Here is a 19,898-nt window from a genome sequence, read left to right on the forward strand (position 1 = left end):
CTCAGCGCCCCATCTGCGCGCGCGCGGCGGCGACGATCTTCTCCGCCTGCGGGATCGATGCCTGTTCGAGATGGGCGGGGTAGGGGATCGGAACCTCTTCCGAGCAGACGCGCGAGACGGGGCCATCGAGCGACCAGAACCCCTGTTCCATGATCCGCGCCATGATCTCGGCCGAGAGCGAGCCGGTGCGCCAGCCTTCGTCGACGATCACCGCGCGGCGCGTCTTCGCCAGCGAGGCGAGGATCGTTGCGTCGTCGAGCGGGCGGAGGCTGCGCAGGTCGATCACCTCGGCCTCGATCCCCTCTCTGGCGAGGATTTCGGCGGCCTCCAGCGTTTTCCAGAGCGAGCCGCCATAGGTGACGAGGGACACGTCCTTGCCCTCGCGCCGCACGGCGGCCCTGGAGATGTCGACCGGCCCCGCCGCCTCGTCGATCTGCCCGCTCATGTTATAGAGCATGACGTTCTCGAAGATCAGCACCGGGTCGGGGTCCTGAAGCGCCGTCCAGAGCATGCCGCGCGCGTCCTCGAGCGTCGCGGGCGCCAGCACCTTCAGGCCGGGGATGTGGCCATACCAGCCCTCGAGCGAATGCGAGTGCTGCGCGGCGAGCTGCTTGCCCGCGCCCGTCGCCATCCGGATCACCAGGGGCACGCCGAACTGCCCGCCCGACATGTGCCGGATCGTGGCGGCGGTGTTCATGATCTGGTCGAGCGCCAGCAGGCTGAAGTTGACGGTCATCAGCTCGACGATGGGCCGCATCCCGGCCGCCGCCGCGCCGATGCCCGCGCCCGTGAAGCCGGATTCCGACAGCGGCGTATCGCGGATGCGGTCTTCGCCGAACTCGGCCATCAGGCCCTTCGAGACGGCGTAGCAGCCGCCATACGCGCCCACGTCCTCTCCCATCAGGAAGACGCGGTCGTCGCGCAGCATGGCGTCGCGGATCGCCTGTTTCACGGCCTCGCGGTAGGTCATCTCGACCGTCTTGCCGGAAGGCGCCGGCGGGGCGGGGGGCTCGGGCTGGGGGCCGAGGACATGGTGCGTCAGCGTCTCCACCGGTTCCCAGGTGCCGGCCTCGGCGAAGTCCACGGCCTCCGCGATCTCGGCCGCGACGCATGTCTCGATCTCGTCCACGTCCGACTGGTGGATCAGTCCGTTGTCCAGAAGCCACCCCTGGAAGCGCACGATGGGACCCTTCGGTCGCCATTCCGCGACCTCTTCCTTGTCGCGGTAGAGCTGCGCGTCGAACATGGAATGGGCGCGGAAGCGGTAGGTCTTGCATTCCAGGAAATGCGGGCGCCCGGTCTCGCGGATGCGGGCGATCGCGCGGCGGGCCGCGGCCTCGACGGCGACCACGTCCATGCCGTCCACCCGCTCGGCCTCGATGCCGTAGCTTGCGGCCTTCTCGAAGACATCCGTCTCCGACTCCGTCCGCGCGATTGCGGACCCCATTGCATAGCCGTTGTTCTCGCACACGAAGAGGACCGGCAGATCCCAGAGCTCGGCGAGGTTCATCGTTTCGTGGAACTCGCCCTCTGCGACCGCACCCTCGCCGAAGAAGCAGGCGGTGACGTTCGCCTCGCCCCGCATCCGGTCGGCGAGCGCGAGGCCCCCGGCAAGCGGCAGGCCGCCGCCGACGATGGCGTTCCCGCCGTAGAAGTTCGTGGCGGCGTCGAAGATGTGCATCGACCCGCCGCGCCCGCCGGAACAGCCCTCGGCCTTGCCGTACATCTCGGCCATGACGGCGGTCATCGGCACGCCGCGCGCAAGCGCATGGCCATGCTCGCGGTAGGTGGCGACCACGCGGTCCCTTTCGTCAAGCACCGGGATGACGCCCGCCGCGATGGCCTCCTCGCCGTCGTAGAGATGCAGGAAGCCGCGGATCTTCTGCTGGGTGTAGAGCTCGGCGCACTTGTCCTCGAAGCGGCGGATGCGGATCATGTGACCGAGCAGGTCGAGGACATGTTTCCGGTCGAGGCGGGGTTTGTCTGTCACGGTCATGTCTCGTCGGTCTCCAGCGTGGAAATGTCCCCCTCGGGCAGGCCCAGTTCGCGCGCCTTCAGCAGACGGCGCATGATCTTGCCCGATCGGGTCTTGGGGAGCGTCTTGCGGAACACGACCTCGCGGGGCGCGACTGCGGGGCCGAGTTTCTTGCGCGCATGGCCCCGGATGTCGCGTTCGAGGTCCTCGGACGGCTCATAGCCGGGGTTCAGCGTGACATAGGCCTTCACGACCTCGCCCGCGGTCTCGTCGGGCACGCCGATCACGCCCGCCTCGGCGACCGCGTCATGCTCGATCAGCGCGCTTTCGACCTCGAAGGGGCCGATCAGGTGTCCGGAGGTCTTGATGAGGTCGTCGGCCCGGCCCACGAACCAGAAATACCCGTCCGCGTCCCGCATCGCGAGATCGCCCGACAGGTACCAGCCATCGACGAAGCACTTGTCGTAGCGGGCCTGCTCATGGAGGTAGGCCCGCATCATCGAGGGCCAGCCGGGGCGCAGCGCAAGCTCCCCGATCTTGCCGGGGCCGAGTTCCCTGAGCGTGCCGTCCTCGCGCTCGACGATGCCCGCCTCGATCCCCGGCAGCGGCTTGCCCATCGAGCCCGGCTTCACCTCCATCCCCGGGCGATTGGCGATCATGATGCCGCCGGTCTCGGTCTGCCACCAGTTGTCGTGGAACGGCTGACCGAAGACCTCCGCGCTCCAGATCACCGCCTCGGGGTTCAGGGGCTCGCCCACCGAGGCGAGGAATGTCAGGGACGAGAAGTCATAGGGTTTCGCCACCTCCGAACCTTCGCGCATCATCATGCGGATGGCGGTGGGGGCGGAGTACCAGATCTCCACCTTCTCGTCCTGCACCGTGGAATACCAGCGTTCGAGGTCGAATTCCGCCTCGTCGATCAGCATTGCCGCCCGGTTCACCAGAGGCGAAATGATCCCGTAGGACGTGCCGGTGACCCAGCCCGGATCGGCCGTGCACCAGTATTTCACGCCCGGTTCCAGCCCCAGCGCCTTGCGCCCCGAAAACGCGTGGTAAAGCACGGCGTTGTGGACATGGACCGCACCCTTGGGCTTTCCGGTCGTGCCCGAGGTGAAGTGGATGAGCGCGGGGTCCTCGGGCTTCGTCGCTACCGTCTCGAACTCGGGCGAGGCGGCCGCCATGGCGGGACCAAGCGCGACACAGCCCTCGGGCGCCTCGTCGCCGAGGATCAGGATCAGCCTCAGCGTGTCGATCTCGCCCGCCCAGGGCGCGATCTTGCGGCGGTAGATACCCTCGGTCGTGACCAGCACATTGGCGCTGCCGATCTCCATGCGGGTGCGAACGGGTTCCGGTCCGAAGGCGGAGAAGAGCGGCGTGAAGATCAGCCCGGCCTTCAGCGTGCCAAGTGCTGCCGCGTAGAGTTCCGGCACCCGGCCCGCCATGGCGAAGACGCTGTCACCGGGCTTCAGGCCATGGGCCGCCAGCACGTTGGCGAAGCGGTTCGCCTCTGCCTGCAGGTCGGCATAGGTCAGGTCGCGCCGCTCGCCCGACTTGCCGAGCCAGCGGATGGCGAGGTCGGCGCCGTGGCCGGCGTTCACGTGCCGGTCGAGCGCCTCGTGCGCGATGTTGAGGCCGCCCTTCCACCCTTCCACAAGGCTCCGCGCCTCGTCCCAGGCGTCCGGTGACGCGGTGGCCGGACCGCGCGCGGGGGCGCCGGCCTGCAGGGTTTCGTCCTGATGTGCCATGGTCTTCCTCCCGTCCCGAGCCTGCGGAAGGTTGGCCATCGTGAACATGACCCAGATCAATTACCTGCGCGTGAAACAGCCGGGGTGATCGCAAAGGGAGAACAGGGTGTCTGGCGCAGGAAAGGGACGCCGCCCGGTGACGGGCGGGTCCCGGTTCCGCCGTGCGGCGCCTCTCAGCTGCGCTTCTTCTTCTCGGCCTCCGCCACGTTGCGCTTCACGTCGAGGAAGCTGTCGGGCGTGACCGAGATGGAGTGGATGCCCGCCTCCACCAGAAGCCGCGCGAAGTCCGGATCGTTGGACGGTGCCTGTCCGCAAAGGCCGATCTTTCGGCCCGCCGCGCGCGCCTTGGCGATCGCCGTCTCGATCATCCACAGAACCGCCGGGTCACGCTCGCGGAAGAGCTGCGACAGGCTCTCGCTGTCGCGGTCGATCCCGAGCGTCAGTTGCGTCAGGTCGTTCGAGCCGATGGAGAACCCGTCGAAGCGCTCGGCGAATTCCTCGGCCCGGATCACGTTCGAGGGCACCTCGGTCATGACGTAGAGCTCGAGCCCGTCCTTGCCGCGTTCGAGGCCGTGCTCGGCCAGAACCGAGATCACCTTGTCCGCTTCCTCCGGCGAGCGGCAGAAGGGCACCATCACGACCACGTTGTCGAAGCCCATGTCGCCGCGGAGATACCTCAGCGCCTTGCATTCCAGCGCGAAGGCCTCGCGGTAGAAGTCCGAGTAGTAGCGCGAGGCGCCGCGCAGGCCGATCATCGGGTTTTCCTCGTCCGGCTCGTAGTAGCTTCCGCCGACAAGCTCCGCGTATTCGTTCGACTTGAAGTCCGAAAGCCGCACGATGACCGGATTCGGGTACCAGACCGACGCGATCCGCCCCAGCCCGCGCGCCAGCGTGTCGACGAAATACTCCGACTTGTCCTCGTAGCCGCGCGTCAGCTTCGCGATCGTCTCCTTCGCCTCGCCCTCGGGAAGCGTGTCGTAGTTGAGAAGTGCCAGCGGATGCGCCCGGATCACGTTCGAGACTAGGAACTCCATCCGCGCAAGCCCCACGCCGTCGGCGGGCAGGCGCCACCAGCGCGTGGTCGAGGACGGGTCGGCCACGTTCAGCATGACCTTGGTCTCGGTCTCGGGGATCTCGTCGAGGCTCACGTCCTCGGTCGAGATCTCGCCGATGCCGGCATAGACCACGCCGCGGTTTCCTTCCGTGCAGGACACCGTCAGGTCCTGTCCGTCATGCAACTCGTGGGTGGCCGTGCCGGTGCCGACGATGGCCGGAAGGCCCAGCTCACGCGACACGATGGCGGCATGGGACGTGCGCCCGCCATGGTCGGTGACGATGGCCGCCGCGCGCTTCATGATCGGCACCCAGTCGGGATCGGTGATCGAGGTCACCAGGACCGACCCGTCGACGAACTTGTCGATGTCGGCGGCGGACTGGATCAGGCAGGCGCGTCCGGCGGCGGCGGCGGCGCCAACCGCGAGACCGTCGAGAAGGGCAGGGCCCGCCGGCGTCACGCTGTAGGATTGCAGCACATGGGCATTGGCGCGCGACTGCACCGTCTCGGGCCGGGCCTGCACGATGAACAGCTCGCCCGTGATCCCGTCCTTGGCCCATTCCATGTCCATCGGCAGGCCGTAATGCTCCTCGATGGTCTTGGCCATGCGGGCGAGCGACAGGACCTCCGCGTCGTTGAGCGTGAAGCGCGCGCGCTCGGCCTTCGAGGTCGGCACGTTGCGCGTCATCGCCTCGCCGGGGGCGCCGTAGATCATCTTGATCTCCTTGGCGCCCAGGTCCTTGGCGACGATGGGCGACAGGTCCGGGTTGTCGAGGAAGGGCTTGAAGACCTGGAACTCGTCGGGATCGACCGCGCCCTGCACCACGTTCTCGCCAAGGCCCCATGCCCCGGTGATCAGCACGAAACGGTCGCAGCCCGTCTCGGTGTCGATCGAGAACATGACGCCCGAGGACGCCATGTCCGAGCGCACCATCTGCTGCACCCCGATCGACAGCGCGACGTCCTCGTGGTCGAAGCCGTTGAGGTTGCGGTAGGTGATCGCCCGGTCGGTGAAGAGCGAGGCGTAACAGCGCCGGCACGCGGCCAGCAGCGCCTTTTCCCCGATGACGTTCAGAAAGGTCTCCTGCTGGCCGGCGAAGCTTGCGTCCGGCAGGTCCTCGGCGGTGGCCGAGGAGCGCACGGCGACAGAGGGCGCGTCCTGGCGGGTGCGGGTGGCGAGCTCGGCATAGGCCGCGCGGATGTCCGCGGCGATGGCCTCGGGCCAGACGCCCTTCTCGAAGGCCTTGCGGATCGCGGCGCCCGCCTCCTGCAGGGTGATGCGGTGCTCGTCCATGGCGGCCATGTTCTCGCGGATCACGTGGCGCAGGTCATTGGCCTCGACGAAGGCGCGGTAGGCGTCCGAGGTCGTGGCGAAGCCGCCCGGCACCTTGATGCCCTTCGCGCCGAGGGTCGCGATCATCTCGCCAAGCGAGGAATTCTTGCCCCCCACCTTCGCCACGTCGCCGCGGCGCAGGTCCTCGAGCCAGATCAGGGTGGTCGGCATGGTGATGTCTCCGAGCTTGGTCATTTCGGCCTCCGCCGCCGACGTCCGCCGGCGCGATCCTGTCGTCAGGGTGCACGCGTGGGCGGGGACGGCACCTTGATGCGTGTCAAGCTTCCGAAGGATTTTCCGGCAGGGGAGCATGATTGAGATTTTCTATTGAAATTCGTCTCAGTGATTGCAAGATCGCGGAATGATCGCGAAACTCGAGATGTTCCTGGCCGTCGCCAAGGAAGAGCATTTCGGCCGGGCGGCCGAGAGCCTCGGCATCACCCAGCCGACCCTGTCCACGGGGATCAAGCAGCTGGAGGAAATCCTCGGCGTGCAGTTGATCTTCCGCGGCCATCGCTATGGCGGGCTGACGCCCGAGGGGCAGCGCGCGCTCGTCTGGGCGCGGCAGCTCGTTTCGGACGCGCGCACCTTCCGCGAAGAGATGCGCGTCGCACGCCATGGCCTGTCGGGCCATGTCCGCCTCGCCGTGATCCCCACCGCGCTGACATGGGCGGCGGCCTTGTCCGCCCGCTTTGCCGAGCGGCATCCGAACGTGCGTTTCACGATCCTGTCGCGCACGTCCGCGGAGATCCTCGGGATGCTTGAGAACCTCGATATCGACGCGGGCCTGTCTTACCTCGACAACGAGCCGCTCGGCCGGGTCGTCACGGTGCCGATCTACCGCGAGCGCTATGTCCTCGTCTGCCGGTCCGATTGCGACCTCGCGGACAAGGCGCGGGTGGCCTGGTCCGACCTCGAGGGGCGGCGGATGTGCCTTCTGACGCCCGACATGCAGAACCGGCGCATCATCAACCAGAACTTCATGGCCGCCGGGGTGACCGCCGATGCGCAGGTCGAAAGCAACTCGACCCTCGTGCTGGCCGCCCATGTGCGCGAGGGCGACTGGGTGACGATCCTGCCCTCCGACATGGGGGGCATGCTGGCCGCCGGGGCAGGGCTGTGCATCCGTCCGATGGAGGGGCAGACGGCGCAGCATACCGTAGGCCTCGTCGCGCCCTACCGCGAACCGCACACGCCGGTGCTCGACGCGCTGCTGTCCGAGGCTCAAGCACTTCGCAAATCGGCGGAATCCGTCGCGGACGGGGCGTGAAACGTCGCCCCCGTTTCATTCGGAATTTCTATCACTCAACGGAATAACGATATTGAAACGCAATCGACTGGCGGGCAGGCTTGCGCGCGGAACACGACCGGAGCCCGCGCCATGTCCGCCAGCCACGCAAGCCCGCCCGTCCCGCAGGACGAAATCCGCGCCATCGTCGCGCGGCACCTGCACCTCGAGGGGCCGCTTCTGCCGATCCTGCATGCGCTCCAGGCCGAATACGGCCATGTGCCCGCCGCCGCGCATGGGCCGATCTGCGACGCGCTGAACATCACGCGCGCCGAGCTTCATGGGGTCGTCACCTTCTACCACGATTTCCGCGAGGCTCCCGCCGGGCGGCACGTGGTCAAGATCTGCCGGTCCGAGGCTTGCCAGGCCGTGGGGGGCGACGCGCTCTCGGCGCGGGTGCTGGACCTGCTGGGCCTGTCCTGGGGCGACACGTCGGCCGACGGGCGCGTGACGGTGGAGCCGGTCTATTGCCTCGGCCTCTGCGCCTGCGGGCCGGCGGCGATGGTCAATGGCGCGGTGCGCGGCCGCGTTACCGCCGAGGCACTGGTCGCGGAGGTGGCGTCGTGAAGCTTTACGTCCCGAAGGACGCCGCCGCGAAGGCGCTGGGCGCCGAGGCCGTCGTCGCCGCGATCCGGACCGAGGCGCAGGAGCGGGGCGTCGAGGTCGAGATCGTGCGCACCGGCAGCCGGGGCATGATCTGGCTGGAGCCGCTGGTGGAGGTGGAGCGCGACGGTGTGCGCCACGGCTACGGGCCGATGACGCCGGGCGATTTGCCGGGCCTCTTCGATGGCACGCTTCGGGGGCTCGGGCCGGTCGAGGAAATCCCCTTCTTCGCGCGGCAGACCCGCCTGACCTTCGCGCGGGTGGGGCGGATCGACCCGCTCAGCCTTGCCGATTACGAAGCGGAAGGCGGGCTGTCCGGCCTGCGCCGCGCGCTCGGGATGGAAGACGCGGCCATCGTCGCGGAGGTGCGCGAGAGCGGCCTGCGCGGGCGTGGCGGCGCGGGCTTTCCGACCAGCATCAAGTGGGAGACGGTGCGCACCGCGCCCGGACCACGGAAATACATCGTCTGCAATGCCGACGAGGGCGACAGTGGCACCTTCGCCGACCGGATGCTGATGGAGGGCGACCCCTTCTGCCTGATCGAGGGCATGGCCATCGCCGGTCTCGGGGTCAGCGCGGAGCAGGGTTACGTCTACATCCGCTCGGAATATCCCGACGCGATCGAGGTGATGGAGCGGGCCGTGGCGCTGGCACGCGAGGCCGGGATCCTGGGCGACGTGCTGGGCTCGGGGCGCCGCTTCGACATGGAGATCCGCGTCGGCGCGGGCGCTTATGTCTGCGGCGAGGAGACCTCGCTGCTGAACTCGCTCGAGGGCAAGCGCGGCGTCGTGCGCGCCAAGCCGCCGCTTCCGGCGCTGGAGGGGTTCCTCGGGCGGCCGACAGTGGTGAACAACGTGCTGTCCCTCGCCACGATCCCGGTGATCTTCGAGAAGGGTGCCGCGCATTACGCGTCCTTCGGGCTCGGCCGGTCGAAGGGCACGATGCCGATCCAGATCGCGGGCAACGTGAGGCACGGCGGCCTGTTCGAGACCGCCTTCGGCATGAAGCTTGGCGATCTTGTAGAAGATATCGCCGGTGGCACCGCCTCGGGGCGCCCGGTGAAGGCGGTGCAGGTGGGCGGCCCGCTCGGCGCCTATTTCGCGCCCGCGAGGTTCGACACGCCCTTCGGTTACGAGGAGTTTGACGGCGCGGGCGGGCTGATCGGGCATGCGGGGATCGTCGTCTTCGACGACACCGCCGACATGCGCGGCCTCGCGCGGTTCGCGATGGAGTTCTGCGCGGTCGAAAGCTGCGGGAAATGCACGCCCTGCCGGATCGGCGCGGTCAGGGGCGTCGAGACGATCGACCGGATCGGGGCGGGGGATGCCTCCGCCGTGCCGCTTTTGGTGGATCTTTGCGAGACGATGAAGGACGGCTCGCTCTGCGCGCTGGGCGGTTTCACGCCCTATCCTGTGATGAGCGCGCTGGAGCAATTCCCCGAGGAGTTCACCGGGCTCCGGGAGGCTGCGGAATGACCGGGTTTCACGGCCTGAGGCGCCAGGTTCCGTTTTGGTTTCGGCACCTGCGGTGCCGACCCGGGCGAGGGGGTTTCACCCCCTCGCGCTCCCCCGCGTATTTTGGGAAAGATGAAGGCAAAGGGTTGGTACCATGAAGGATTTCGTCATTCCCGCCTTTCCTCCCGGTGATGATCGCGACATGGGCACGCCCGCGAGGACGGGCGCACCGGTCACGCTCAGCATCGACGGTTTCGAGGTGACGGTGCCCGAAGGCACCTCCGTCATGCGGGCGGCGGCGGAGGCCGGGATCCAGGTGCCGAAGCTTTGCGCGACCGACAGCCTGGAGGCCTTCGGGTCCTGCCGCCTGTGCGTTGTGGAGATCGAGGGGCGGCGCGGCACGCCCGCCTCCTGCACGACGCCGGTGGCGCCGGGGATGGTGGTCCGGACGCAATCGCCCAAGGTGAAGAAGATCCGCCGCGGCGTGATGGAGCTCTATATCTCCGACCACCCGCTCGATTGCCTGACCTGCGCGGCCAACGGCGACTGCGAGCTTCAGGACATGGCGGGCGCGGTGGGCCTTCGCGACGTGCGCTACGAGGCGCCCGAGGGCGGCTCGCTGGCCAACCATTTCGAGGCGCGGAACACCTCGGGCGCGCCGAACCCCGAGTGGATCGCGAAGGACGACAGCAACCCCTATTTCACCTACGACCCGGCCAAGTGCATCGTCTGCAACCGCTGCGTGCGGGCCTGCGAGGAAGTGCAGGGGACCTTCGCGCTGACCATTGAAGGGCGCGGCTTCGACAGCCGGGTCAAGGCGGGCGGGGCGGGGGACGACTTCCTGTCCTCGGACTGCGTGAGCTGCGGTGCCTGCGTGCAGGCCTGCCCCACGGCGACGCTGCAGGAGAAGTCGGTGATCGAGCTCGGCACGCCCGAGCGGTCGGTCGTCACCACCTGCGCCTATTGCGGGGTGGGATGTTCCTTCAAGGCGGAGCTGAACGGCGACGAACTGGTTCGGATGGTGCCCTGGAAGCATGGCGGCGCGAACCGGGGCCATTCCTGCGTGAAGGGACGTTTCGCCTGGGGCTATGCCAACCATTCCGACCGCATCCTGCATCCGATGATCCGCGAGAGCATCGACTTGCCCTGGCGCGAGGTCAGCTGGGAGGAGGCGATCGGGTTCGCCGCCGAACGGCTGCGCGGCATCCAGGAACGCCACGGACGGAAGTCGGTGGGCGTCATCACGTCGTCGCGCTGCACCAACGAGGAAACCTTCCTCGTGCAGAAGCTGACGCGGGCCGTCTTCCTCAACAACAACACCGACACCTGCGCGCGGGTCTGCCATTCGCCCACGGGCTACGGGCTCGGCCAGACCTACGGGACGAGCGCGGGCACGCAGAACTTCGACAGCGTGATGCAGAGCGATGTCATCATCGTCATCGGCGCGAACCCGACGGACGGCCACCCCGTCTTCGCCTCGCGGCTGAAGAAGCGGCTGCGCGAGGGGGCGAGGCTGATCGTGATCGACCCGCGGCGGATCGACCTGGTGAAATCGGCGCATGTGGAGGCGGCCCATCACCTGGCCCTGCGGCCCGGGACCAACGTCGCCGTCGTCACCGCGCTCGCCCATGTGATCGTCGCCGAGGGGCTGTTCGACGAGACCTTCATCCGCGAGCGCTGCGACTGGGACGAGTTCCAGGAATTCGCGGAGTTCGTCTCGGACATCCGACATTCCCCCGAGATGACCGAGATGCTGACCGGCGTCCCGGCCGAGGACCTGCGGGCTGCCGCGCGCCTCTATGCGACCGGCGGGAACGGGGCGATCTACTACGGTCTTGGCGTGACGGAACACAGCCAGGGTTCCACCACCGTCATGGGCATCGCGAACCTCGCCATGCTGACCGGCAACATCGGCCGCGAGGGGGTGGGGGTGAACCCGCTCCGCGGCCAGAACAACGTTCAGGGCTCCTGTGACATGGGCAGTTTCCCGCACGAATTGCCGGGCTACCGCCACGTCAAGAACGCCGACGTGCGCGCGATCTTCGAGAGCGCCTGGGGCGTCGAGATCGACCCCGAGCCGGGGCTCAGGATCCCCAATATGCTGGATGCCGCCGTGGGCGGGTCCTTCAAGGGCCTCTACTGCCAGGGCGAGGACATCCTGCAATCCGATCCCGACACCAAGCATGTCGCGGCGGGCCTTGCGGCGATGGAATGCGTGATCGTCCACGACCTCTTCCTCAATGAGACGGCGAACTACGCCCATGTGTTCCTGCCGGGTTCCACCTTTCTCGAGAAGGACGGAACCTTCACCAATGCCGAGCGCCGCATCAACCGCGTGCGGAAGGTGATGGCGCCCCGGAACGGCTATGCCGACTGGGAGATCACGCAGATGCTGGCCAACGCCATGGGGGCCGGGTGGCACTATACCCACCCTGCCCAGATCATGGAGGAGATCGCCGCGACGACGCCCTCCTTCGCCGGCGTGACCTACGACATGCTGGAGGAAAAGGGCTCGGTCCAGTGGCCCTGCAACGCGGCCAATCCCGAGGGTTCGCCGATCATGCATGTCGACGGTTTCGTGCGCGGCAAGGGGCGCTTCATCGTCACCGAATACGTGCCGACGGACGAGAAGACCGGACCGCGCTTTCCGCTTCTGCTGACGACGGGACGCATCCTCAGCCAGTACAATGTCGGCGCGCAGACGCGGCGGACGGAAAACACCGTCTGGCACAAGGAGGACGTGCTGGAGATCCATCCCCATGACGCCGAGGTGCGGGGCATCAAGGACGGCGACTGGGTGAGGCTCGCCTCACGCTCGGGCGACACCAGCTTGCGCGCGGTCCTGACCGACAGGGTCAGCCCCGGCGTCGTCTACACGACCTTCCACCACCCCGGCACGCAGGCCAACGTCATCACCACGGATTATTCCGACTGGGCCACGAACTGCCCGGAATACAAGGTGACGGCGGTGCAGGTCTCGCTGTCGAACGGGCCGACGGAGTGGCAGAAATCCTATGCCGAACAGGCCGAGCGGGCGCGGCGCGTCCTGCCGGCGGCGGAATGAAGATGGCCGGGGCGCTGAAAGGATCGGTGACGGGCATCCGGGGGCTGGCGCTCGCCGGCGCCGAGCGGCGGGACATCGCCCGCGCGCTGCCCGAGGAAACGCCCGTGGCGATCACCGTCAACGGCTCCACCCAGGCGGTGATGATGGCGAGCCCGGCCGATATCGAGGATTTCGCCGTGGGCTTCGCGCTCAGCGAGGGGATCGTCGGCCGGCTCGACGAGATCGAGGCGGTGGAGGCGCTGGAACTGCCGGGCGGCATCGAGGCGCGGCTCTGGATCGCGCCGGAGAAGGCCGAGGCGCTGGGTGCGCGGCGGCGCGCGATGCTGGGGCCGGTCGGCTGCGGACTTTGCGGGATCGACAGCCTCGAGGAGGCGATCCGCCCCTTGCCGAAGGTGACGGACGCCACGCGTTTCGCGTTCGCCGAGATCGCGGCGGCGGCCGAGGCGCTGCGCGCCCATCAGCCGCTTCACGATCTGACCCGCGCGGTGCACGCGGCGGGCTTCCTCGTGCCGGGGCGGGGCATCGTCGCCGCACGCGAGGATGTGGGCCGGCACAACGCGCTCGACAAGCTGATCGGGGCGCTGGCGCGGGCGGGGGTGGATGTCTCGGGCGGCGCCTTCGTGCTGACCAGCCGGGTTTCGGTCGACATGGTGCAGAAGGCCGCCATTGCGGGCGCCGGCACGATCGTCGCGGTCTCGGCCCCCACGGCCCACGCGCTGCGGCTGGCCGAGGCGGCGGGCATGACGCTTGCCGCCTTTGCCCGGGCCGGGGCGGTGGAGATCTATTCGCACGCCCAGAGGATCACGGAGGATACCAGCGATGTTGCCTGAGAAGAAACTCCTGCGCATGGCCAACCAGATCGCGACCTTCTTCGCCAGCCAGCCGGGGCCCGACAAGGCCGAGCGCGTGGCCGCGCACCTGAAGGATTTCTGGGGCCCCGAGATGCGGGCGGAACTGAAGGCGCTGGCCCGCTCGGGCCACGAGCGCGATCTGGACGACCTGGTGCGCCGCGCGCTGCCGATGATCTGAGGCGGGAAGGCCCTTGCAAGGGCCTTGACCCGCGCCTTGCAAGGCGCGGAGGAAGAGGTTTCGAAACCTCTTCCCCGGCGGCGGATCAGAGCGTGCCGCGGTCGACCACCGCCACGCCGTCGCTGACCGCGTCGCTCGGGTGGGTGACGATCGTGGCGCCGTCCTCCAGCCCGCCCGTGATCTCCGCCGTCCGCGCGCCGCGCCGCCCCACCTCCACTTCGCGTTCCCGCGCGACACCGTTCTCCACCACGAAGACCGACCACGCCTCGCCCCGCCGGAACAGCGCGCCGAGCGGAACCTGCAGCGCGGCATCGCTCTCCCATTCCACGACCCGCAGGAAGACCGAGAAGCCGTGGCCGAGACCCTGGCGCTCGCCGGGCGGTGTCTCGATGCTGAAGATCGCGTCGACGCGCTGCTCCTCGATGCCCAGTGAGGAGACGCGCGTCTCCGCGGCCGGTTCGATCCGTTCGAGCACCGCCTCGAGCGGATCGGGCCCGCCCCAACGCTCCACGATGGCGCGTGTCCCGGCACCGATGCGGACTGCGTCGGACGACAGGAGGTCGGCCACGATCTCGAGGTCGCTCGGGTCCCCCACCGTCACGAGCGGCGTGCCCGCCTGGACGGGATGTTCGCTGATCGTTGCGATGGACAGGACCACGCCATCGGCGGGCGCGGTGAGGACGACGCAGCAATCGTCATCGGCCACGGACCCTGCCACCGGGCCGACCAGCGCCGCCTCGGCCCGTTCCAGCGTGCCTTCCGACATCGCCACGCGGGATTGTGCGGCGGCGACGGCGGCCTCGGCGACGGCCAGCTGCTGCGCCGCCGTCTCCATCTGCGTGACCGTGGAAACCCCGCGCTCGAGCAGCGTCTGGGTCCGGTCGAACTGCAGCCGGGCGAAGGCCTCCTCCTCTCCGGCGCGCAGCAGGTCCGAGCGCGCGACGTCGAGCGCGGCCTCCGCCTCGGCGACGGCGGCCTCGGCCTGCGCCCGGGTGCGCGCGTCGAGAAGCGAGGGGCTGACCGGCTCGACCCGCGCCACGACCGTCTGGCCCGCGATGACGGGGTCGCCCACCGCCACCGGCGCGCGTCGCGCGGTGCCGGCGATGGGGCTCGCCACCTCGAAAAGGTCGCGGATGCGCGTCTGTCCATCGGCGTCGATCGTCACCTGCATCGGCGCACGCACGACCTCGACAATGTCCACGGGCACCGGGTCCGTGCGAAAGGCGACATAGGCGAGCCCGCCGATCAGGGCCACGCCCGCGAGGCTGAGGCCGACGGTTCTCGTGGTCCAGACCATTTGTCGTTACTCCCTTGTTTTCATGACCGCGACCAGGTCCATCCGGTCGATCCGCCGCCGCACCAGCATCACCGACGCGAAGCTTGCGATCAGCACGATGAGGCTGGCGCGGGCGAAGATGTCGGGGCTGAGCACCAGCGGAATGGCGTAGAGGTCCGAGGTGAAACTGTTGGACAGGGCGCGCGCGATCCACGCCCCGAAGAGCCAGCCGAGGGGTTGCGCGAGCAGCGCGAGGAGCATCGTCTCGCCCACCAGCACCGAGGAGACCTCGGCCCGGCTGAAGCCGAGGATGCGCAGGCTGGCCAGTTCCCGTGCGCGTTCGCTGAGCTGGATGCGCGCGCCGTTATAGGCCACGCCGACCGTGATCAGGACGGCGATGGCGGCATAGATCGTGTTCACGACGCTCACGTTCTGGCTGATCGTCTCCTCGAAGGAGCGGCGGTTCTCGTTCATCAGGATCAGTCCGGACAGTGCGGGCGTCTCCTGCAACGCGGCGTGCAGATCGGGCAGGCGGTTCTCGTCGACGAGGACATTGGCGACCGACATGTGGCCCGAGCGGCGGAAGACCGTGTCGAGGAAATCCATGTCGGCATAGGCGCCAAGACCCAGGAACTGCTCGACAAGGCCGGTCACGACCATCTCGTGGGTCTCGCGCCGGCCGGTCATGAACTCGACCTCGACGTTGTCGCCCACGCTCAGCTCCAACTGCTCGGCCAGCCTCTCCGACAGGAGCAGGCCGCCCGGGGGCGCGACGATGGGCTCGCCCTCGGCGCCGATGACGCGGCTGAGCGTGGCGTCCTCCGGCCGCGCCTCGAGCGCCACGCGCTTTTCGCGCGGGCCGTTGCGCAGCGTCGCGGAATGGAATTGCTGCGGCTCGACCTGCAGGACGCCCGGCAGCCGCGCGATCTCGGACAGCGAGGTCTCGGGCAGATCGTGGGAGAAAAGGATCATGGCGTCCTGGCGGTAGGACTGGTTGAAGGCGAGGTCGATGATCCTGGTCAGCGCCCCGAACATGAAGCCGGCGGCGATCACGGCGGAGGTGGCGGCGCCAAGCCCCGCGGCGGTCAGAAGGCTCCGGATCGGCCAGCGGACGATGCTGCGCAGGACCATGATCGTGGTCTGTTTCAAGGCCATCGCCGACATCATCCGGTCGAGAAACCCGCGCCGGAACATCGGTGGCGCGGGCGGCTGCATCGCCACCGCGGGCGCGAGACGCGCCGCCATCAGGGCCGCGCGCGTCGCCCCCAGCATCGTCGTCAGGAGCGCGGCAAGCCCCGACATCGCGTAGACCCAGACCGGCACCCGGAAGATCAGGTAGGGGAAGTCGAAGAAGGTCGCGTATTGCATCGCCATGGCGCGCGCCAGGATGGTCCCGAGGCCCCAGCCGATCCCCGTGCCCAGAAGCGCGATCATCGCCGCGAGCAGGAGGTAGTGCAGGCACACCTCGAGGTCCGAGTAGCCGAGCGCCTTCAGAAGCCCGATCTCGGCCCGGTCGAGCGCCACGATCCGGCTGATGACCATGCCCACGAGGAAGGCGGAGATGGCGAAGAAGATCGGCGGCACGACCATCGCCATGCCCTTGAGCTGGTCGATCTCGGCCGAGACGAAGGCATCGCTGACCTGCGAGGAACGATCGTAGGCGCCCAGGCCCCCGTAGGCGTCGAGGGTGGTGTCGAGCCTGTCCATCACGTCTTGCGGGTTCGCCTCGGCACTGATCCTCAGTGCGAGGTGGTTGAAGGCGCCCGCCATGTCGTAGGCGGCGGCCACGGCGGCCTCGGTCATCCACAGGATGCCGTAGCCTTCGTTGTCGGGCATCAGCGCGCCGGGGCCGATCGTGTAGATGAACTCGGGACTGAGCGCGGTGCCCGTGATCGTAAGCGCCCGGCGCTGGCCGTTGAGATTGGCGTGAAAGACGTCGCCCGCCACGAACCCGTTGGCCTCGGCGAAGGCGGTCGTGACCATGACCTCGTCGGCGCCGGCCGGGTAGGTGCCGCTGCGCAGGACCGGCACGTTGAGAAGCGGCGCGTCATCGGCGGGCCAGGACAGGATCTGACCCATCGCCACCTCGTCCCGGCCCGGCAGGTCCAGGATGGCGCCGCCTTGGACGCGCGGCTCGGCGGTGTAGACGCCCGGGATATCGAGGATTTCGGGCAGAAGCGTGAGCGGTGCGCGGCGCGTGTCCACGAAGATCTCGGCGAAGCGGTTGCGCTCGTAATAGGCGGCGCGCGTGTCGGTGAGCGCGGCGTTCATCCCGAAAGCCGTCAGCAGGATGGCGACGCCGCAGGCGAGCACGACGGCGATGGCCAGTCCCTGCAGCCACAGCCGCGCGAAGTCCCTCACCAGTTTCTTGTCGAGCGCCTGCATGTCCGGGCTACCACGCGATCTCGTGCGGGGCGACGCGGGTCTCGTTGACCTGCACACCCGCGATCTTGCCGTCGGCGAAGAGGATCACGCGATGCGCCATGGCCTGGATGCCCGCGTTGTGGGTGATGACCACGGTCGAGGTGCCGAGCTCGTCGTTGATCGTCTTCAGGACCTCCAGCACCTGCACGCCCGTCTTGCTGTCGAGCGCGCCCGTGGGCTCGTCGCAGAGCAGGACCTCGGGCCGCTTGGCGATGGCGCGGGCGATGGCCACGCGCTGCTGCTCGCCGCCCGAAAGCTCGGCCGGGAAATGGTCCAGCCGGTGCTTCAGCCCCACCATCTCCAGCGCCTCGGCGGCGTCCATCGGCTGCCGCGCCACGTCGGTGACGAGCTGCACGTTCTCCCGCGCGCTGAGCGAGGGCACGAGATTGTAGAACTGGAAGACGAACCCCACGTGATCGCGCCGGTAGCGCGTGAGCGCCCGGTCGCCGAGCTCGGTCAGTTCCAACTCGCGGAACCAGACCCGTCCCGAGGTCGCGTGATCGAGCCCGCCGAGGATGTTCAGAAGCGTCGACTTGCCCGAGCCCGAAGCGCCCAAAAGGACGGCAAGCTCACCCGCGTAAAGCTCCAGATCCACACCCGCGAGCGCGTGGACCTGGACACCGCCCGTGTCGTAGGTCTTGCGCAAGGCTTCGGTGCGGAAGACGTACTGCACCATGTCGTTCACCCCTGTTGGCTCCCGTGTCGCAGATTCGGGAAGGCGACGACTTGATTTGCCTCAAGAGTGGCGGCGCAGGGGCCCGGCGGGGCCTTGCCGGTTGCGGATGCGACCGGTAAAACTGTCGCCAGCCGTCTCACTATTCGGCCCCGAGTTTCAAAATATGGAACCAGCCATGGGCAATACCCGCGCCAATCGCCGCTACCGCAGCCAGGAATGGTTCGACAATCCCAACAACCCGGGCATGACCGCGCTCTACCTCGAGCGCTACCAGAACCAGACCTTCACGAAGACCGAGCTGCAGTCCGAGCGCCCGATCATCGGCATCGCCCAGACCGGCAGCGACCTGGTGCCCTGCAACAAGATCCACGTCTTCCTTATGGACCGGATCAAGGCGGGCATCCGCGACGCGGGCGGCATCCCGATGGAGTTTCCGGTCCACCCGATCCAGGAAACGGGCAAGCGGCCGACGGCCGCGCTCGACCGCAACCTGCAATACCTGAGCCTCGTGGAGGTGCTGCACGGCTACCCGATCGACGGCGTGGTGCTGACCACCGGTTGCGACAAGACCACGCCCGCGATGCTGATGGGGGCCGCGACCGTGGACCTGCCCGCCATCGCGCTCAATGGCGGTCCGATGACCGATGGCTGGTGGCAGGGCAAGCGCGCAGGCTCGGGCACGATCATCTGGGAATCGCGCCGCCTCCTGGCCGAGGGCAAGATCGACTATGCCGAGTTCATGGAACGCGCCTGCGCCTCGGCGCCGTCGCTGGGGCATTGCAACACGATGGGCACGGCCTCGACCATGAACGCGCTCGCGGAGGCGCTGGGCATGACGCTCCCGGGCGCCGCGGCGATCCCCGCACCCTTCCGCGAGCGGATGGAAATGGCCTATCTCACCGGCCGGCGCATCGTGGAAATGGTCGAGGAGGATCTGAAACCCTCCGACATCCTGACGCGCGCGGCCTTCCTGAACGCGATCAAGGTGAACACGGCGATCGGCGGCTCCACCAACGCGCCGCCCCACCTTCAGGCCATCGCGCGGCACATGGGCGTGGAGCTTCATGTCTCCGACTGGCAGGCACATGGACATGACCTGCCGCTCCTCGTGAACATGCAGCCCGCGGGCGAATACCTCGGCGAGAGCTTCTTCCGCGCGGGCGGCGTTCCGGCCGTGATGGGCGAGCTCATCGCCGCAGGCCAGCTCGACGGAAGCGTGACGACCGCCTCGGGCAAGCCGCTCGCGGAGGCGCTGGGCGGTGCCCGCAGCCGCGACGCGGACGTGATCCGGCCCTTCGACCGGCCGCTCCGGGAACAGGCCGGGTTCCTCGTCCTCTCCGGCAACCTCTTCGACAGCGCGCTGATGAAGACTTCGGTCATCAGCGCCGATTTCCGCGCGCGGTTCCTCGAGGACGGTGTCTTCGAAGGCCGCGCCGTGGTCTTCGAAGGGCCCGAGGACTACCACGAGCGGATCAACGACGAGAGCCTCGGGATCGACGAGCGCACGATCCTGTTCATCCGGAACGTGGGATGCGTCGGTTATCCGGGCTCGGCCGAGGTGGTGAACATGCAGCCCCCCGACGCTCTGATCCGGGCCGGGGTCCGGCATCTGCCCACGGTGGGCGACGGACGGCAGTCGGGAACCTCGGAAAGCCCCTCGATCCTGAACGCCTCGCCCGAGGCGGTCGTCGGCGGCGGCCTCGCGCTCCTGCAAACGGGAGACCGGGTGCGTCTCGATCTCGGGGCCGCGACGCTCGACGCCGTGGTGCCGGAGGAGGAGTGGGAGGCACGCCGTGCGGCCTGGAGCCCGCCCGACATCCGCCACCAGACACCCTGGCAGGAGATCTACCGGAGCCATGTGGGCCAGCTCGCCGATGGCGGCTGTCTCGAGTTGGCCACGGCCTACCAGAGGATCGCGAAGGACCTGCCGCGGGACAATCACTGAACGGTCGCCGCCCGGGGATTGCGCCGGCTGCG

At 68.5% G+C, this 19,898-nt stretch carries 13 protein-coding genes; 7 read left to right on the forward strand and 6 right to left on the reverse strand.

All coding sequences use genetic code 11. The features are described from left to right. Nucleotide 1 precedes the first annotated feature (1 nt). From pdhA to ppsA, 3 genes are all read right to left on the reverse strand, one after another. On the reverse strand, nucleotides 2–1,996 hold the full coding sequence (pdhA, locus tag N8I71_RS02650) for a pyruvate dehydrogenase (acetyl-transferring) E1 component subunit alpha (RefSeq protein ID WP_262876380.1): 1,995 nt from the start codon (nucleotides 1,994–1,996) through the stop codon (nucleotides 2–4). After that, nucleotides 1,993–3,720, reverse strand: coding sequence for an acetate--CoA ligase (gene acsA, locus N8I71_RS02655; RefSeq protein WP_262876381.1), 1,728 nt, complete (start codon nucleotides 3,718–3,720; stop codon nucleotides 1,993–1,995). The genes pdhA and acsA overlap by 4 nt, the downstream gene beginning before the upstream one ends. A gap of 173 nt (nucleotides 3,721–3,893) precedes the next feature. Beyond that, nucleotides 3,894–6,302, reverse strand: a complete 2,409-nt coding sequence (gene ppsA / locus N8I71_RS02660) for a phosphoenolpyruvate synthase (protein WP_262876382.1) — start codon at nucleotides 6,300–6,302, stop codon at nucleotides 3,894–3,896. 166 nt (nucleotides 6,303–6,468) lie between these two features. Between ppsA and N8I71_RS02665 the strand changes: the two genes are divergently transcribed. The 6 genes from N8I71_RS02665 (at nucleotide 6,469) to N8I71_RS02690 (ending at nucleotide 13,545) form a co-directional block, all read left to right on the forward strand. After that, complete coding sequence (locus N8I71_RS02665) at nucleotides 6,469–7,377, forward strand: LysR family transcriptional regulator (protein WP_262876383.1); 909 nt, start codon at nucleotides 6,469–6,471, stop codon at nucleotides 7,375–7,377. 111 nt (nucleotides 7,378–7,488) lie between these two features. After that, nucleotides 7,489–7,962 (forward strand): formate dehydrogenase subunit gamma, encoded by a 474-nt coding sequence (locus tag N8I71_RS02670; protein WP_262876384.1) that lies wholly within the window; start codon nucleotides 7,489–7,491, stop codon nucleotides 7,960–7,962. Next, nucleotides 7,959–9,473, forward strand: a complete 1,515-nt coding sequence (locus tag N8I71_RS02675; protein WP_262876385.1) for a formate dehydrogenase beta subunit — start codon at nucleotides 7,959–7,961, stop codon at nucleotides 9,471–9,473. Before N8I71_RS02670 ends, N8I71_RS02675 begins: the two co-directional genes overlap by 4 nt. A gap of 133 nt (nucleotides 9,474–9,606) precedes the next feature. Beyond that, nucleotides 9,607–12,516 (forward strand): formate dehydrogenase subunit alpha, encoded by a 2,910-nt coding sequence (gene fdhF / locus N8I71_RS02680; RefSeq protein ID WP_262876386.1) that lies wholly within the window; start codon nucleotides 9,607–9,609, stop codon nucleotides 12,514–12,516. After that, nucleotides 12,513–13,346 carry a formate dehydrogenase accessory sulfurtransferase FdhD gene (gene fdhD, locus N8I71_RS02685; RefSeq protein WP_262876387.1) on the forward strand — a complete coding sequence of 278 codons (834 nt, stop codon included), beginning with the start codon at nucleotides 12,513–12,515 and terminating at the stop codon, nucleotides 13,344–13,346. Before fdhF ends, fdhD begins: the two co-directional genes overlap by 4 nt. After that, the gene (locus N8I71_RS02690) at nucleotides 13,336–13,545 is read left to right on the forward strand and encodes a formate dehydrogenase subunit delta (protein ID WP_262876388.1); all 210 of its coding nucleotides are present in this window, start codon (nucleotides 13,336–13,338) and stop codon (nucleotides 13,543–13,545) included. Before fdhD ends, N8I71_RS02690 begins: the two co-directional genes overlap by 11 nt. An 85-nt stretch (nucleotides 13,546–13,630) precedes the next feature. Here N8I71_RS02690 and N8I71_RS02695 read toward each other — a convergent pair whose 3' ends face one another. From N8I71_RS02695 to N8I71_RS02705, 3 genes are read right to left on the reverse strand one after another with little or no spacing between them, the layout of a single operon-like run. Continuing rightward, a complete protein-coding gene (locus N8I71_RS02695; RefSeq protein ID WP_262876389.1) occupies nucleotides 13,631–14,842 on the reverse strand; it encodes an efflux RND transporter periplasmic adaptor subunit in 1,212 nt (403 codons plus the stop codon). A 6-nt stretch (nucleotides 14,843–14,848) separates the two neighbouring features. After that, the gene (locus N8I71_RS02700) at nucleotides 14,849–17,206 is read right to left on the reverse strand and encodes an ABC transporter permease (RefSeq protein WP_262876390.1); all 2,358 of its coding nucleotides are present in this window, start codon (nucleotides 17,204–17,206) and stop codon (nucleotides 14,849–14,851) included. 7 nt (nucleotides 17,207–17,213) lie between these two features. Continuing rightward, nucleotides 17,214–17,921, reverse strand: a complete 708-nt coding sequence (locus N8I71_RS02705; protein ID WP_262876816.1) for an ABC transporter ATP-binding protein — start codon at nucleotides 17,919–17,921, stop codon at nucleotides 17,214–17,216. 175 nt (nucleotides 17,922–18,096) lie between these two features. Between N8I71_RS02705 and N8I71_RS02710 the strand changes: the two genes are divergently transcribed. Next, nucleotides 18,097–19,866, forward strand: coding sequence for an IlvD/Edd family dehydratase (locus tag N8I71_RS02710; protein ID WP_262876391.1), 1,770 nt, complete (start codon nucleotides 18,097–18,099; stop codon nucleotides 19,864–19,866). Nucleotides 19,867–19,898: the final 32 nt, after the last annotated feature.

The organism is Roseicyclus sediminis (genome assembly GCF_025515305.1).
Classification (GTDB): Bacteria; Pseudomonadota; Alphaproteobacteria; order Rhodobacterales; family Rhodobacteraceae; genus Roseibacterium; species Roseibacterium sediminis.